Source organism: Streptomyces sp. NPDC003247, from assembly GCF_042888135.1.
Taxonomy (GTDB): domain Bacteria; phylum Actinomycetota; class Actinomycetes; order Streptomycetales; family Streptomycetaceae; genus Streptomyces.
Genome location: NZ_JBIAPF010000007.1, coordinates 1 through 14,463, shown reverse-complemented (window position 1 = coordinate 14,463; position 14,463 = coordinate 1). Strand labels below are relative to the sequence as shown.

Annotated in this window: 8 protein-coding genes; 4 read left to right on the top strand and 4 right to left on the bottom strand. The window is 73.8% G+C overall.

Annotation, left to right across the window (positions count from 1 at the left end):
- Positions 1-53: 53 nt before the first annotated feature.
- The gene (locus ACFYWQ_RS23515; protein ID WP_385071379.1) at positions 54-1,478 is read right to left on the bottom strand and encodes an MFS transporter; all 1,425 of its coding nucleotides are present in this window, start codon (positions 1,476-1,478) and stop codon (positions 54-56) included.
- A 736-nt stretch (positions 1,479-2,214) separates the two neighbouring features.
- On the opposite strand from ACFYWQ_RS23515, the gene ACFYWQ_RS23510 reads away from it, so the two are divergent.
- Positions 2,215-4,350, top strand: a complete 2,136-nt coding sequence (locus ACFYWQ_RS23510) for an asparagine synthase-related protein (RefSeq protein WP_389518840.1) — start codon at positions 2,215-2,217, stop codon at positions 4,348-4,350.
- A gap of 53 nt (positions 4,351-4,403) precedes the next feature.
- On the opposite strand, the gene ACFYWQ_RS23505 is transcribed toward ACFYWQ_RS23510, so the two are convergent.
- Positions 4,404-6,350, bottom strand: a complete 1,947-nt coding sequence (locus tag ACFYWQ_RS23505) for a sigma-70 family RNA polymerase sigma factor (protein WP_389518839.1) — start codon at positions 6,348-6,350, stop codon at positions 4,404-4,406.
- Between the two features lie 699 nt (positions 6,351-7,049).
- Positions 7,050-7,820 carry a TetR/AcrR family transcriptional regulator gene (locus ACFYWQ_RS23500; protein ID WP_389518838.1) on the bottom strand — a complete coding sequence of 257 codons (771 nt, stop codon included), beginning with the start codon at positions 7,818-7,820 and terminating at the stop codon, positions 7,050-7,052.
- Between the two features lie 382 nt (positions 7,821-8,202).
- Between ACFYWQ_RS23500 and ACFYWQ_RS23495 the strand changes: the two genes are divergently transcribed.
- Entirely contained in the window at positions 8,203-9,732 is a 1,530-nt protein-coding gene (locus ACFYWQ_RS23495; protein ID WP_389518837.1) for an NAD(P)/FAD-dependent oxidoreductase, read from the top strand.
- A 290-nt stretch (positions 9,733-10,022) separates the two neighbouring features.
- Positions 10,023-11,675, top strand: a complete 1,653-nt coding sequence (locus ACFYWQ_RS23490; RefSeq protein WP_389518836.1) for a SpoIIE family protein phosphatase — start codon at positions 10,023-10,025, stop codon at positions 11,673-11,675.
- A gap of 101 nt (positions 11,676-11,776) precedes the next feature.
- Here ACFYWQ_RS23490 and ACFYWQ_RS23485 read toward each other — a convergent pair whose 3' ends face one another.
- Positions 11,777-13,051, bottom strand: coding sequence for an MFS transporter (locus tag ACFYWQ_RS23485; RefSeq protein WP_389519372.1), 1,275 nt, complete (start codon positions 13,049-13,051; stop codon positions 11,777-11,779).
- A 151-nt stretch (positions 13,052-13,202) separates the two neighbouring features.
- Between ACFYWQ_RS23485 and ACFYWQ_RS23480 the strand changes: the two genes are divergently transcribed.
- Positions 13,203-13,763 carry a MarR family winged helix-turn-helix transcriptional regulator gene (locus tag ACFYWQ_RS23480; protein ID WP_385071362.1) on the top strand — a complete coding sequence of 187 codons (561 nt, stop codon included), beginning with the start codon at positions 13,203-13,205 and terminating at the stop codon, positions 13,761-13,763.
- The last annotated feature ends 700 nt before the right edge of the window (positions 13,764-14,463 follow it).

Sequence of the window (14,463 nt, the reverse complement as noted above, 5' to 3'; positions counted from 1 at the left end):
CGCGGCCCGGCCCGGCCCGGCGTGCCGTGCCGGGACGCCCCAGGGCGCAGTGCTTACGCCGGCGCCATGAGCAGGGGCCGGGCGCGCTCGCGCAGCTCGACCACGCGGGGCTCGTCGCCGTACGGCTCCAGGCGGTGCAGGAGGTCCTTGACGTACTCGGTGGTGCGGGCCGACGAGATGCGTCCGGCCACCTCCACCGCGCGCACCCCCTGCTCGCAGGCCGCGTCGAGATTGCCCGACTCGAGTTCGGCGACCGCCGAGACGACGAGCCGGAGCCCGTGCGAGCGCACGAACTCCTCCGTCGGTTTCGACAGCGCCTGCTCCGTGAAGCGGCGCACCTGGCGTGGTGCCTTCAGGTCGCGGTAGCACTCGGCGGCATCGGCGGCGAAGCGGTCGTAGGAGTAGAAACCGAGCCACGAGGGGTCGTGGTCGCCCTCGCGGGCGCGCTCCAGCCAGCTCTCGGCGGCCTTCAGGGCCGCGCCGGCGGCCTGCGCGTCGCCCGCGCGCGCGTGGGCGCGAGCCTCGACCAGGCGGAAGAAGCTCATGGTGCGGGCCGTGGCCAGGCCGCGGTTGCGTTCCAGGGCGGCCTGCGCGAGGTCGACGCCCTCGTCGCCGAAGCCGCGGTAGGTGGCCTGGAGGGACATCGATGCCAGGACGTAGCCGCCGAGCGGGACGTCCGCCGCCGCGCGCGCCAGGCGCAGCGCCTGGATGTAGTACCGCTGCGCGGCCTCCTGCTGGCCGGTGTCGAAGGCCATCCACCCGGCCAGCCGGGTCAGTTCGGCGCTCGCCCCGAACAGGGCGCGGCCCACTTCGTCGGAGTACGCGCCCAGCAGCAGGGGGGCCGCCTCCACCCGCAGGCACTCCGGCACCATCGACGAACGCCAGTCGCCGCCTCCGTACTTGGAGTCCCAGCGCCTGGCGTCCTCGGCGGCCTCCCGCAGTTTCTGCACGTCGCTGTGGCCGACTTTGAGCGGTGCGCCGGAGCCCTCGGCGGAGTTCACCTCGCGCGCCACCGAACTGTCGGCCGGGGTTATCAGCCACCGTGAGGCGGGCGTCGCGTAGGCGCTGACCGCGAACGAGCCGGCCAGCGACTGCCAGATGCCTCCCGAGCCGGCCCGGCGGCCGGCGAGGTCGAGGCGGTACAGCTCCGTCGCCGAGCGCACGGCCTGGCCGACGTCCCGGGGGAAGGCGAGGCCCACTTCGGGCGCGGGGTCCGCGTCCGCCAGGCCGATCTCGTGGAGCGGCACCGGGCGGCCGAGCTTCTGGCCGATCGCGGCCGCGATGAGGTGCGGAGCGGCGCCCTGCGGCACCATGCCCTTCGACACCCAGCGCGCCACCGACGTCTTGTCGTAGCGAAGAGTCAACCCGCGTTGGGCGCCGAGGTCGTTGACGCGTCGCGCGAGTCCGGCGTTGCTGATTCCCGCGAGGGCGAGAACGGCGCCGAGCTTTTCGTTCGGCCCGCGTTGCTCCCTGGACATTGCGCCACCCCTCGACACAGACGGCTGCCGCGCTGGCATAACCACGCGGCATTCGTAAACCCAGCGTAGTTCGCCGCATCCCAAGCGTTAAGGGGCATTCTTCCGGATGGCGGGATTGTGGCACGTACCAAAGTGCCGGCATGGGTACGCACCGTCGCGGCGTGCTCCCGCTGTGTGGCCGTGCGCCCGTCCGTGCGCTCTTCTCCGGCCACGGGGGGAGCGGTTCCATGGGTCGTGCGTGGGTCGGCCCGCTGTACTGGATCCAGTGGGCTGGGGGACACCGCCGCCACCATCCCCGCGGGCGGCGGAACGGTCCGGGAGGCGAGCTCCGTCTCCCGGGCCGGCGCGCCGTCCGAGGCGCGCGGCTGTGTACGGAGCGTGCGCGGGTCCGGCCCGACGGCGGCCCGACGGCGGCCCGCCGTCCGGTAATTGGCCGAAAATCGACCCCGTGTTCTGTGGGTGAATTCGCTTCCCACCATGGAAATCGAGGGCGCGCGGGGTGTTTTGGGGGAGCGTTTCGGGGGCGCATTCGCGTCGCACAGGCGAGGGCATGCGCGGTCACCAGCGCCCCGCGCGCGCGAGTGCCCATGGTCCCGCAGGTCGGCGCGGGGGCGTTCACGGGGGCGCACTCCGGGGATCTCAAGCGGCGTCACCTCCTTCTGCGGCGCGTTCTTCGTGGCAGCATGTGAACCGTTCGTGCGGTGCACTGGTTTGTCCACAGCCTGTGGAGGCGTCGATGCGGTGGTTGGTGGGATGGAGCAGCGCCGCCGCGGGAGGGACCGGTCCCGGCACTGTCGGAGCGGGCGGCTACGGCGGCGGGTACGCCGGCCGCGGCGAGGACGCCGGGCGCATCGGGTACGACGGCGAGACGCTGCACCCCGTGGGCTCCCAACCGCTGTGGGGCGACCCCGATCCGCTGTGGGCGGTCGGCGACTGGCGGCCCGACGAGGTGCGCGTGGTGCGGGCGGACGCCCAGACCCGGATCGCCGTGCTCGGCATCTGCGGGGCGACGGACGAGCAGCTGCGCGTCGGACTGTTCGCCGCGCGCGGAGGGGCACTGCGCCATCTGACGGCCTGGCCGGGCAGTTACACCGCGATCGTCCAGGTCGGTCGGCGCATCACCGTCTGCGGTGATCTGGCGGGCGCCCGCCCGGTGTTCCACACGCCCTGGGCGGGCGGTACGGCGTACGCGACGGCCGCGCTGCCGCTGGCCGACCTCGTCGAGGCCAACCTCGACTTCGGCCACCTGGCGGCCCTCCTCGCCGCCCCCGACGTACCGGCCGCCGTGCACGACTCCACGCCGTACGACGGCGTGCGACGCGTTCCGCCGGGGCACGCGCTGATCCTGCGCGCCGGGGCGCGCGAGATCGCCGGGTACGAGCCGGTCGCCTCCCTCGCCGTGGCGGCGCCCCCGGCCGATCCGGACAGCGCGGTCGACGCCGTGCGCGACGCCCTCGTCGAAGCGGTACGCGCGCGTCTGTCGGCGCCGCGGCACGTCCCCGACATCGACCCCGGGCCCGTCCCCGGCATGGGCCCCGCCGAGCGACGGGCCGCGCGCGGGATGCCGGTCCCGGGCATCGGCGCCGACCTGTCCGGCGGTCCCGCCTCGGGGACGCTGGCGCTGCTCGCGGCGGGCCTGCCCGGCAGGCCCGGCACGCTCCTCGGGCACGGCACCGGCGCCGGCGAGCGCCTGCTGGCCGTCACCTTCAACGACCTGGCCGTCGGCGGCCACGAGGCCGAGGTCGAGCGGGCCGGCACCCTCGCGGCCAACCCCCGCCTGCACCACGTCGTCGTGGCCGGCGGCGAGGAGACCCTGCCGTACGCCGACCTGGACGGCCCCCTGACCGACGAACCCGGCCCGAGCCTGGTGACGGCCGCCCGCCACCGCGCGCGCCTCGCCGCGGGCAGCGCGGACCACTTCACCGGACACGGCGCCCGCCAGGTCCTCGACGCCCACCCCGCCCGCCTCGCCGACCTGCTGATGGACCGCAAGAGACGCCACCTCGTCCGGCCCGTCGCCGCCCTGACGAAGGCGGAGGGGTCCGTGCTCGTCCCCGCGCGCGTGTACGGCGCCGCCCGCCGGCTGGCCCGTACCCCGTACGGGGCGGGCGTGGAGGGCCTCGCCGAACGGCTGCTGCACCGCCGCTTCGACGATCCCGCGGGCGCCGCGGGCGCCGTGGGGGCCTCGCTGGCGGCCCTCGCCTGGGGCGGGCCCGGTCCGGCCGCGCGCTGGCTGACCGGAGAGGCACTGGCTGAAGTATCGGTTCGCCTCCAGTCCATGGCGCACCGCGCCGGCGTGGGCCCAGGCCAGCGTCCCGGCGACTACCGCGCGCGTGCCGCCCTCGCCCGCCACGCGGCCGATCTGCGCGTCCTGGAGCAGGCCGCCGAGATCCGCTCCCAGCGCCTGCACGCCCCGTTCCTCGACAACCAGGTCGTGCGCGCCTGCCGTGCGCTCCCCGAGACCCTGCGCGTGCAACCGGGGGCGCGTGCCGCGATCCTGCGCACCGTCCTGAAGGGCTCCGGCGTGGCCGACCTCCCGCCCGGCTGGGGCGCCCCCTCCCTCGGCTCCACCACCGCCGCGGCCCGTGCGGGCCTGCGCACGGCCACGGACCCCGTGCTGGCCCTCTTCGACGCCCCTCTCCTCGCCGAGGCGGGCCTGATCGAGGCCCGGGTGGTCCGCAAGGCCCTGCGGGGGGCGGCGGCGGGCGAGCCCCTCCCGCTCGACGGCCTGGCCGACCTGGTCTCCCTGGAACTGTGGCTGCGCCGCCTGCTGTCCCGCCGCGGCACCTGCTGGACGGGCACCCCGGCCCGCGCGCGTGCGGTACCCGCGGGGATCGCCCCCCAGAGGCGGGCGGTCTCCTCCGGGGGCTGAACGATCCAGGGGGACTGTGCCCTCCTGACAGGGGGACTTCGCCCTCCTGGGGCCTAGGAGCAGGTGAACCCGGACTCCGCCCAGTCCGCGAGCGTGAGCGTGTCGAGGGGGTCGTGCGGCTCGACCACCAGCCGGACCGTCCGGCGCCCGGTGAGGTCCACGTGGACGGGGACGGCCGGGTCACCGCCCCCGACCACGGGGGACGTCCAGAGCCGGTCCCCGTCGGCGTGGACGGAGAAGGTGACCTTGCCGAGCTTCCCCGTGAGGTCGTCGACGCCGACCACGGCGTCGTACGCGGTGCAGGCGCGGTTGAGGTCGACGGTGACGGAGGAGTCCCCGTGGACGGTCACCCCGCGCGCGTAGCGCCGGCCGGCGATGGACAGCTCGGAGCGCTGCCAGACCCAACTGCTGCCGCCCAGGCGGATCTCCGGCCCGGTGCCGTCGCCGAAGACGTCGAAGGGCAGCTCGTCGAACCGGTGGACGGCCGGGGCCGACGGGGGTGCCGGAGACGGTGTGGAGGTGGGTGCCGGGTCGGGAGCGGGTGTGGGCGTCGGGGTGGGCGAGGAGGGCGGTGTGGGGGTGGGTGTGGGGGTCGTCGTCCTCCCGACGGTCCGGGACGTGGGCTTCGGCGTCGGCGTGGCGGCCCCGGCCGGGACGATCACCGTGGGGGCCGGCGTGGACTCCTCCCGCGTGCGGGTGGGGCGGGGCGTCGGCGCCGGCGTGGGCTGCTCCGGCAGGACGGCCGGGACGGAGGTGGGGGGATGGGCCACGGGCTGCCGCGCGGGGCTGTCGTCGCCGACGAGGCCGAGGGCCACCGCCGCGGCCGCCACCGCGACCACGCCGGCCGCGACACCGGCCTTCACGGGCGCGCCCAGCCCCTCCGAGGCCGCCGTACCGCCCCCGGCGCCCGACGATCCGCCGCCCGACGCGGCGGCACCGCCCGCGACGCCCGCCGCCCCGGTCCCGGCACCGCCGGCGATGAGCGCGGCCGCCTTGGCGTACCCGGCGGCTCCGAACCAGCCGATGACCGCGACCGGCACGACGGCGGGGATGCCTCCGGCCACCTCCTCGATCTGGAGGGCGGCCAGCCGGCACCTGGCGCACTCCTCCAGGTGCTTGCGCAGCCCCCGTTCGGCGCGGGTGCGCAGCCGGCGGCGGGCGTACGTGCCGAGCTGGTCGGCCCACCGGGCGCACTCCACGTCGCTGGTGAGGGCGGCGCTGACGTGGGCCTGGAGGTAGGCCTGCTTGAGGCCCTCACGGGCCCTGCTGGCCAGCACGCGGGTGCCGTTGGCGTCGAGCCCGAAGAGCGTGGCGACCTCGCTCGGCGACTCGTCCTCGACCTCGGTGTGCCACAGCACGGCCTGCCAGCGCTCGGGCAGCGAGCGGAAGGCCCGCATGGCCATGGACCGATCGGCCTCGTGCATCGCGCGCACGTCCGCGCCGAGGTCGAGCGCGTCGCTGTCGGGGACCTCGGAGGACCGGCCGGACTGCGTGGCGAACACCGCGAAGTCGTCCACGAGCTGTTCCCGCTTCGCCGACCGCGTCCAGTCGGCGGCGACCCGGCGGACGGAGGTGAGCAGGTAGGCGCGGACGGCGTGCTCGGGGCCGGAGCCGCGGCGTACGGCCTGGAGCATGCGGGCGAAGACCTCGGCGGTGAGGTCGTCGGCGGTGTGGGCGTCCCGGCAGCAGGTGCGCGCGTACCGGCGTACGGCGTCGGCATGGCGCCGGTACAGCTCCTCGTACGCCGTGTCGTCGCCCGAGCGCATCCGCCCGATCAGCTCGGCGTCGGCCGGCGGCGCGTCCGGCGGCGGCAGGACGCTGTCGTCCGCCCGCCACTCGCGCTGTGCCGGAACGCCGACGCCGTCCGGCGGCACGGCCGCGGCACCGCGGCCGCGGGGAACACCCGGGCGGCCGCCCTGACTGGGCACCTGCGGTGCGATCCGGCCACCGGCCTCCGCGCCACCGTCGCCCGGTGACCCGTCCCGCCCCTCAACGCTCATCGCGGAAAGCCCCCGCCGCCTGCCCAACCGGTCCCGACCACCGGCTCAGAGTGCCATATCGGCCATCGTCCGGGATCCCCACCGACCGGGCCACCCAGCCGTCCTTCGGGGGCTGGCCGTACTCCAGTGCGGGAATTCACCCGAACGGGGAAGGTTCGGCTGCCGCGCTCGGCAGAGACGCCGCGCAGCCTGCCGGACGCGCCGGGCACGCCCGTGGCGGAGGGCGGGGGCGGAGCGCCGGAACGCCCCGCCCCACCGTCACCCTTACGAGTCACGCACGGCTTCCGCCACCGCTGACGAATCCGGCCGCCACCACTGAAGGGACCGGCCCACCACCGTTGACGGACCTGTTCCGCCACCACTGACGGGCATGGCCCGCCACCATGGACGGACCTGTCCCGCCGCGGCTGACGGATGCGGCCCGCCACCGGTGAGAGAGCCGGCCCGCCGTCGTCGGCGAAGTCAGCCCGCCGTCACCGGCAGGACGGGCTGCTGGCACCGGCGGAACCGGCCGCCGTCACCGGCGAAGTCGGCCGCCGTCACCAGCGGAACCAGCCGCCGTCACCGACAAAGCCGGCCCACCGTCGTCGGCCGAGCCGGCCCGCCGTCACCGGCGGAACCGGCCCCGACGGAAGCCGGCCGGCGACGGAACCGCCCGCGGTCGACGAAGCCGTCCGCCGCCCCCGGCGGAACCGCCCGCTACCCGACCGGCCGCGACCGCAGTCCCTCCAGCAGGATGTCCAGCAGCCGGGCCGAAGCGGCCGCCTGCTGGGCCGCGTCCGGCAGTGAGGGTGCCGCCGTGGCGATCACCAGCAGGACGTCCGACACCGACACGTCGGGCCGCAGTGCGCCCGCCGCGCGTGCCCGCTCCACGAGCTGGCCCACGACGTCGAGCAGCGCTGCCGCCCCGGCGTCGTCCACGGGCGCCGGACCGCCCTCCTCGGACACCAGCCGCAGCTCACCGCCGACCGGCTGGGACCGCTGCTGCGGAACCCGCACCGCGTCGGCCGGGGAGTCCTCGGCGCCGCCCTCGTCGGAGACACCGACCCTGAGCACCTGCGGCGGCAGCAGCCGCCCGGCACCCGAGGCCACCGACGTCCGCAGGAACCGCGAGAGCGCCGACCACGGCTCGTCCTCCTGACCGAGCGCCGCCCGTGCCTGGTCGGTCAGCCGGGAGGTCTCCTCCTCGGCTATCCGCCGCACGAGCACGTCCTTGCTGGGGAACCGCCGGTACACGGTCCCCACGCCCACGCGGGCGCGCCGCGCCACGTCCTCCATCGGCGCGCCGTACCCCAGCTCGCCGAAGACCTCGCGCGCCGCGCGCAGCACGTGCTCCAGATTGCGCTGTGCGTCCACGCGCAGCGGCGTGGTCCGCGGGCCGTCCCCGCGTCCCGTGCCCGCCGCCGCGCTCACCGCGCCGCCCGGTGCAAGGGCGGACGCGGACGACCAATGCCTGTCCTGAATGTGCATGAATGATCCCCCGGTAATGACGTCTCCCCCCGGAGACTCTCCCCGCCATCGAAAAGCCGGGGCGATGGAAACCGGGGACCGCGACCACCCGGACCCGCCCGTCGCGGACCCGAGGAGCGCCTCCCCCTACACCCCGTCGACACACGAACATAGTTGAGCGGGACTCAATTCAGAAGGGGCAGGTTCCGCACGGAGCGCCCCCCGATCGGAGTACGCGGCGCATACGTCCCGATTGCGCCTCTCCCCGCACCCCGGCGCACACCGGTTGACCTGCGCCGCCGCACTCCACACCGGTGTTTCGGCCAACCCGGCGCCCGCCCCGCTCCCGGACACCCGCCGTGCCGGGGCTGTGGACAAACTCCGGCGCCGGGTGCGTCATGGGATGGTGAAGGAACGTGCGCGCATTCTCGTTGTCGGCGGCGGCTACGTCGGGATGTACACGGCCCTGCGGCTCCAGCGGAAGCTCAGAGGGGACATCGGCCGGGGCGAGGCCGAGATCACCGTCGTCACCCCCGACCCGTACATGACGTACCAGCCGTTCCTGCCCGAGGCCGCGGCCGGCGCCATCTCCCCCCGCCACGTCGTGGTCCCGCTGCGCCGCGTCCTGCCGCACTGCCGGGTCGTCGTCGGCGAGGTCACCGCCGTGGACCACGCCAAGCGCACCGCCACCCTCACCACCCTCGCCACCGAGGAGGAGGGCACCGGGCCCCGCCAGATGGCGTACGACGAACTCGTCCTCGCGCCCGGTTCCGTCTCCCGCACGCTCCCCGTGCCGGGCCTCGCCGACCACGGCATCGGCTTCAAGACCGTCGAGGAGGCCATCGGCCTGCGCAACCACGTCATCGAACAGATGGACATCGCCTCCTCCACCCGCGACCCCGCGATCCGCGACGCGGCCCTCACCTTCGTCTTCGTCGGCGGCGGCTACGCGGGCGTGGAGGCGCTCGGCGAGCTGGAGGACATGGCCCGCTACGCCACGCGCTACTACCACAACGTCAAGCCCGAGGACATGAAATGGGTCCTCGTCGAGGCCTCCGACCGGATCCTGCCGGAGGTCGGCGAGGAGATGGGCCGCTACACCGTCAGCGAACTGCGCCGCCGCAACATCGACGTCCGCCTCCACACCCGCCTGGAGTCCTGCGCGGACCGCACGGCCGTCCTCAGCGACGGCGCCCGCTTCCCGACCCGTACGGTCGTGTGGACCGCCGGCGTCAAACCCCACCCCCTGCTCGCCGCCACCGACCTCCCCCTCACCGACCGGGGCCGGCTGAAATGCACACCCGAGCTGACCGTCGAGGGCGTCACGCACGCGTGGGCCGCCGGAGACGCCGCCGCCGTCCCCGACGTCACCGCCGCCGAGCCCGGCACGTACACCGCCCCCAACGCCCAGCACGCCCTGCGTCAGGCCAAGGCCCTCGCCGACAACATCGTCCGCTCGCTGCACGGCGAGCCCCTGCGGCCGTACGCCCACAAGTACGTCGGCTCGGTCGCCTCCCTGGGACTGCACGAGGGCGTCGCGCACGTCTACGGACGCAAGGTGAAGGGCTACCCCGCCTGGTTCATGCACCGCGCCTACCACCTCAGCCGCGTGCCCACCTTCAACCGCAAGGCGCGCGTGCTCGCCGAATGGACGCTGTCGGGCCTCTTCAAACGGGAGATCGTCTCGCTCGGTTCACTCGAACACCCCCGTGCGGAGTTCGAACTGGCCGCGGGGGGAAAGCCTTCTGCCGACCGGAAGGGCGACGGGAAGGGCGACGGGAAGGGCGATCGGCGGGAGAACGGCCGGGACGACAGCCGGGACGACAGCCCAGAGACCGGCCGGGACAACGGCCGGGAAGACGGCCGGGACGACCGGCGGGACACCCAGAAGGACGACCCGAAGGGCGGCTCGAACAGCAACCCGAACGGGTAGTCCTGGCCGGATCCAGGAACTCCACCGGCCGCCCCGGCGTCTGACGAATGTCGTCCCGGACGGCCCCCTGCCAGACTGCTGACCCATCCCTCCCCGAGCCTCCCCCGACCCTCCCGAGCCCTTTCCCGAGCCCACGGCGGGCCACTGCCCGCCCCGCCCCACGACGAGGCTGTTTCCACGTGCTGCATTTCCCGGGTGTGCTGCGACAATGTGCGGCCACCGCCGCGCGGCCCCCGGAGCCCAGGCCGGGCCCGGAGCCGGCCGACGACGACTACACGAGGCAAGGAATCGTGAACTTCACGCGCTGGAGCGCCCGGCTCCCCGGAACACAGCGCCGCGCCAACGCGCGGGCCGAGCACACGGTCACCACCACCGACCGACGCAGCGAGGGCTCCGTGCCCGCGGCCCGCGCCGAACGGCTCACCGACGAGCCGCCCCCGGTCCCCGCCGTCGACGAACTCCCGGTCCGCGAGGTCCTCGACCGCGTCCCGGCCCTCGTCGCCCTCGTCCACGGCCCCGACCACCGCCTCGCCTACGTCAACGGCGCCTACACGGCGGCCTTCGGCGTCCGGCCGCCCGGCGAACCGGCCGCCGAGGCCCTCCCCGAGCTGCGCGAGCTGGGCCTGATGCCGCTCCTCGACCAGGCCCTGCGCAGCGGCCGGCCGCGCACCCTGAAGTCCCGCAGGGCCCCCGACGGCCGCTCCTACACCTTCACCTGCACCCCGGCCGCCGAGGACAACGGCGAGGGCGCCGTCCTCATCTTCGCCACCGACGTCACCGACCACGCCGAGGCCGCCGAACGTCTCAGAGCCAGCGAACGCGGCCAGCGCGAGACCGCCGTCACCCTCCAGCGCTCCCTCCTCCCCCAGGAGCTCGAACAACCGGACGACCTGCGCATCGCCGCCACCTACCAGCCCGGCGGCACCGAAGCCGCAGTCGGCGGCGACTGGTACGACGTCATCACCCTCGGCGGCGGCCGCACGGCCCTCGTCATCGGCGACGTCATGGGCCGCGGCGTCCGCGCGGCGGCCGTCATGGGGCAGCTGCGCACCGCCGTCCGCGCCTACGCCCGCCTCGACCTGCCCCCGCACGAGGTCCTCCAGCTCCTCGACGGCCTCGCCGCCGAGATCGACGCCAACCAGATCGCCACCTGCGTGTACGCCGTCCACGACCCGAACGAGGGACGCCTGGTGTACGCCTCCGCCGGCCACCTGCCCATCCTCGTCCGCGACGAGACCGGCACCGTCCGGCGCGCCGACGAACCCACCGGCCCCCCGCTCGGCACCGGCGGCTGGATGCACGCCTCCGGCACGGTCCCCCTCACCCCCGGCTCCACGGCCGTCCTCTACACGGACGGCCTGGTGGAACGCAGGAACGAGGACCTCGACGAGGGCATCGCCTCCCTGGAGCGCGCCCTGGCAGGCGCGACCGGCACCCCCCAGGTGATCTGCGACCGCCTGGTCCGCTCGGCCGGTGTCACCGCCGACCACGACGACGACGTCGCCGTCCTGGTCCTCCAGCACCCGCACCGCACCGGCGCCGACGGCGAGCTGTTCCGCAACGCCGCCCTGGATCTGCTCGGCGGCGTGGAGGCGGCCCCCCGCGCGCGTGCCTTCGCGTCCGGCGTCCTCACCAGCTGGCGCTTCCCCACCGAACTGCACGACCTCGGCGTCCTCGCCACCAGCGAACTCGTCGCCAACTCGCTCCAGCACGGCACCCCGCCCATGCGCCTGCGTCTGCGCCGCACCGACCGCCGCCTGATCATCGAGGTCACCGACGGCGACGACCACCTGCCGCTCCGCCGCCGCGCCGAACCGGGCGACGAGTCCGGCCGCGGCATCGCGATCGTGGCCACCATCGCCTCCGGCTGGGGCAGCAGACGGACCCCGGGCGGCGGCAAGGCGGTGTGGTGCGAGTTCGTCCTGCCCCGCACGACGGACTGACGACGCCACGGCCCGTAAAAAGCGCGGAGGCGCCCGTCGTCCACGACGACGGCCGCCTCCACACAGCCACATGACGCCCTCATGGCGTCCTCATGACGGCCTCACGCCTCGGCGCCGACCGGCTCCGTGGCTGCCGCGCCCCGGGCCACCACCCGGTTCCGCCCGAGCCACGGCCGATCCTGCTCGGGGGTGAGCCGCCGCCCCAGCCGCACGGCGAGGACGCTGATCCCCAACGAGAACACCAGGAACGTCACCACGTACGGCCCGTGCAGCGAGGCAGCCATCGGCCCGCCCACGGCCGGCCCGATCGCCAGCGCCAACTGCTTGACCAGCGCGAACGCCGAGTTGTACTGGCCCGCCAGCCCGGCCGGCGCCAGATCTGCGACCAGCGGCGCGACCGTCGGCGACAGCATCGCCTCCCCCAGCCCGAACAGCGCGTACGTCGACACGAAGGCCGCCGTCGCCGTCTCCCGGCTGCCGTGCCCCAGCCCCGCGTACCCGGCCACGGCCCATGCCACGGCCCAGATCAGACCCACCGCGGCGATCACCCGCGACCGCTTCTGCCGCTCGACGAACTTCAGGACGGCGAACTGCGCGACGACGATCACCGCCGTGTTCGCGGCGAGCGCGGTCCCGAGCGCGGACGTGGAGATCCCCGCGGCCTCGACCCCGTACGCACTCAGCCCCGACTCGAACTGTCCGTAGCAGGCGAAGAACAGGACGAAGCCCAGTACGCACAGCTGCACCATCGCCCGGTTCCCGAGCAACTGCCTCCAGCTCCCCTTGGAGGATCCCCGCGGAGCGTCCCCGACCCGTGGCGCGTGCGGCATCCGCACGGTCGCCACCACTGCGGCCAGCAGCAGGAACATCGCCGCCTCGATCGCGAACAGCAGCGTGAACGACGACACGCGCGTGGTGTCGACGAGGTGCCCGCCGATCAGCCCCCCGACGCCGAGCCCCAGGTTCTGCAGGAAGAACTGCGTCGCGAACGCCCGCGACCGCGTCTCCGCGGTCGAGCAGTCCACGATCATCGTCGCGAGCGCCGGCTGCATCACGGCCTGCCCGGCCCCGAGCGCGGCCGCCGCGGCCAGTACGGCGGTGGCGCTGCCGGCCAGCCCCAGGCCCAGCGCGCCCACCGCGGCGGTGACCAGGGCGGCGATCAGGACCGGCAGCGGGCCGCGCCGCACGATCGCCCGACCGGCGAACGGCAGCACGATCAGCGCGGCCACGGCGAAGACGGCGAGGACGAGCCCCGCGGTCACGGCCCCCAGCCCCCTCACCTGCGCCACGTAGACGTACAGATAGGGGACGGTGAAACCGAGTCCGAACGCGCTGAGTGCGTTGCCCACGTGGATCCGGCGCATCGCCGCGCCCATCGCCCTGGTCACGTTCACCTCTCTCAGGTAGTCGCTCACTGGTGGCGAAGCTCAGTTCTTAGAACCGAAGACTTCGAAGATAAATTTCAAGGCTAAACAGTACACCTCGAAGAACTTCAACGCGAACGACCCGCGTGCGATACTGACGCCCATGGGCGACACCTCCGGCAGCACCGGCATCGGCGGCGAGCCGACCCTCGAAGAGCAGATCGCCGCCTACCAGCGCGAGTTCCAGGACCTCGACCCCCAGGTCGAGAAGATCGTCTCGGCGCTGTCCCGCCTGAACCGCCGTATGAACGTCGCCTACGGCCGTCAGACCGCCGCCCTCGGCATCAGCAACGCCGAGTGGGAGGTGCTCAAGGCGCTCGTCCTCTCCGGCGCCCCCTACCGACTGGGCCCCAGCGACCTCGCCAAGCGCCTCGGCCTCACGCCGGCCGCCATGACCCACCGGATCGACCGCATGGTCGCCGAGGGACTGGTGACCCGGGAGCGGGACGAGTCCAACCGGGTCCGGGTCATCGTGGAGCTGACCCCCGAGGGCCGTGAGAAGTGGCTGGAGGCGATGCGCCTGGCGACCGTCTTCGAGGAGGACCTGCTCCAGGACCTCTCCGCGGAGGACCGCACGGCCCTCGGGGACGTCCTGACCAGGCTGCTGCGCCGGGTGGAGCACGCCCAGCCGGACGCCGGCGGACGACTCACCGACCTCGATTAAAAGATCTTGACAGGGGGCGCTTGACACCCCCCTCCCCGATCCGTACAGTTCTTCGGGTTGCCGCGGAGCCGTAACGGTTCTTCGACAGCACCTCCGCCGCTGAAGCGGCACCTCACACCACAGCAAGATCTCCCCACGGGACTGAATTCGGCATGCCCGAATGCAATTCGAATTGGGGCCGGCGGCTCGATTAGCGCTCGCCGGTACGGATCCGCTAAGGTTTGAGACGTCGGAACGGCCCAACGGCCGGGAAGACAACCCCCCTCTGACGGGGAATCAGACGCCGAAAGGATCTGATAGAGTCGGAACCGCCGGAAAGGAAACCGCGAGAGCGGAAACCTGGAAAGCACCGAGGAAATCGGATCGAGAAAAGATCTGATAGAGTCGGAAACGCAAGACCGAAGGGAAAAGCCCGGAGGAAAGCCTGAGAGAGTCTCTCGGGTGAGTACAAAGGAAGCGTCCGTTCCTTGAGAACTCAACAGCGTGCCAAAAATCAACGCCAGATATGTTGATACCCCGTCCCCGGCAGTGATAGCCGAGGATGAGGTTCCTTTGAAAAAACACAGCGAGGACGCTGTGAACGGTCGGGCCTATTCCGCCTGACTGTTCCGCTCTCGTGGTGTCGTCCCGATTACGGGAAAACATTCACGGAGAGTTTGATCCTGGCTCAGGACGAACGCTGGCGGCGTGCTTAACACAT

What these genes read in the sequence shown, in the direction of transcription:
- ACFYWQ_RS23485 (WP_389519372.1), bottom strand. Translation starts at nt 13,051, where the DNA reads ATGGGCGCGGCGATGCGCCGGATCCACGTGGGCAACGCACTCAGCGCG.
- ACFYWQ_RS23500 (WP_389518838.1), bottom strand. Translation starts at nt 7,820, where the DNA reads ATGCACATTCAGGACAGGCATTGGTCGTCCGCGTCCGCCCTTGCACCG.
- ACFYWQ_RS23510 (WP_389518840.1), top strand. Translation starts at nt 2,215, where the DNA reads ATGCGGTGGTTGGTGGGATGGAGCAGCGCCGCCGCGGGAGGGACCGGT.
- ACFYWQ_RS23480 (WP_385071362.1), top strand. Translation starts at nt 13,203, where the DNA reads ATGGGCGACACCTCCGGCAGCACCGGCATCGGCGGCGAGCCGACCCTC.
- ACFYWQ_RS23505 (WP_389518839.1), bottom strand. Translation starts at nt 6,350, where the DNA reads ATGAGCGTTGAGGGGCGGGACGGGTCACCGGGCGACGGTGGCGCGGAG.
- ACFYWQ_RS23515 (WP_385071379.1), bottom strand. Translation starts at nt 1,478, where the DNA reads ATGTCCAGGGAGCAACGCGGGCCGAACGAAAAGCTCGGCGCCGTTCTC.
- ACFYWQ_RS23495 (WP_389518837.1), top strand. Translation starts at nt 8,203, where the DNA reads ATGGTGAAGGAACGTGCGCGCATTCTCGTTGTCGGCGGCGGCTACGTC.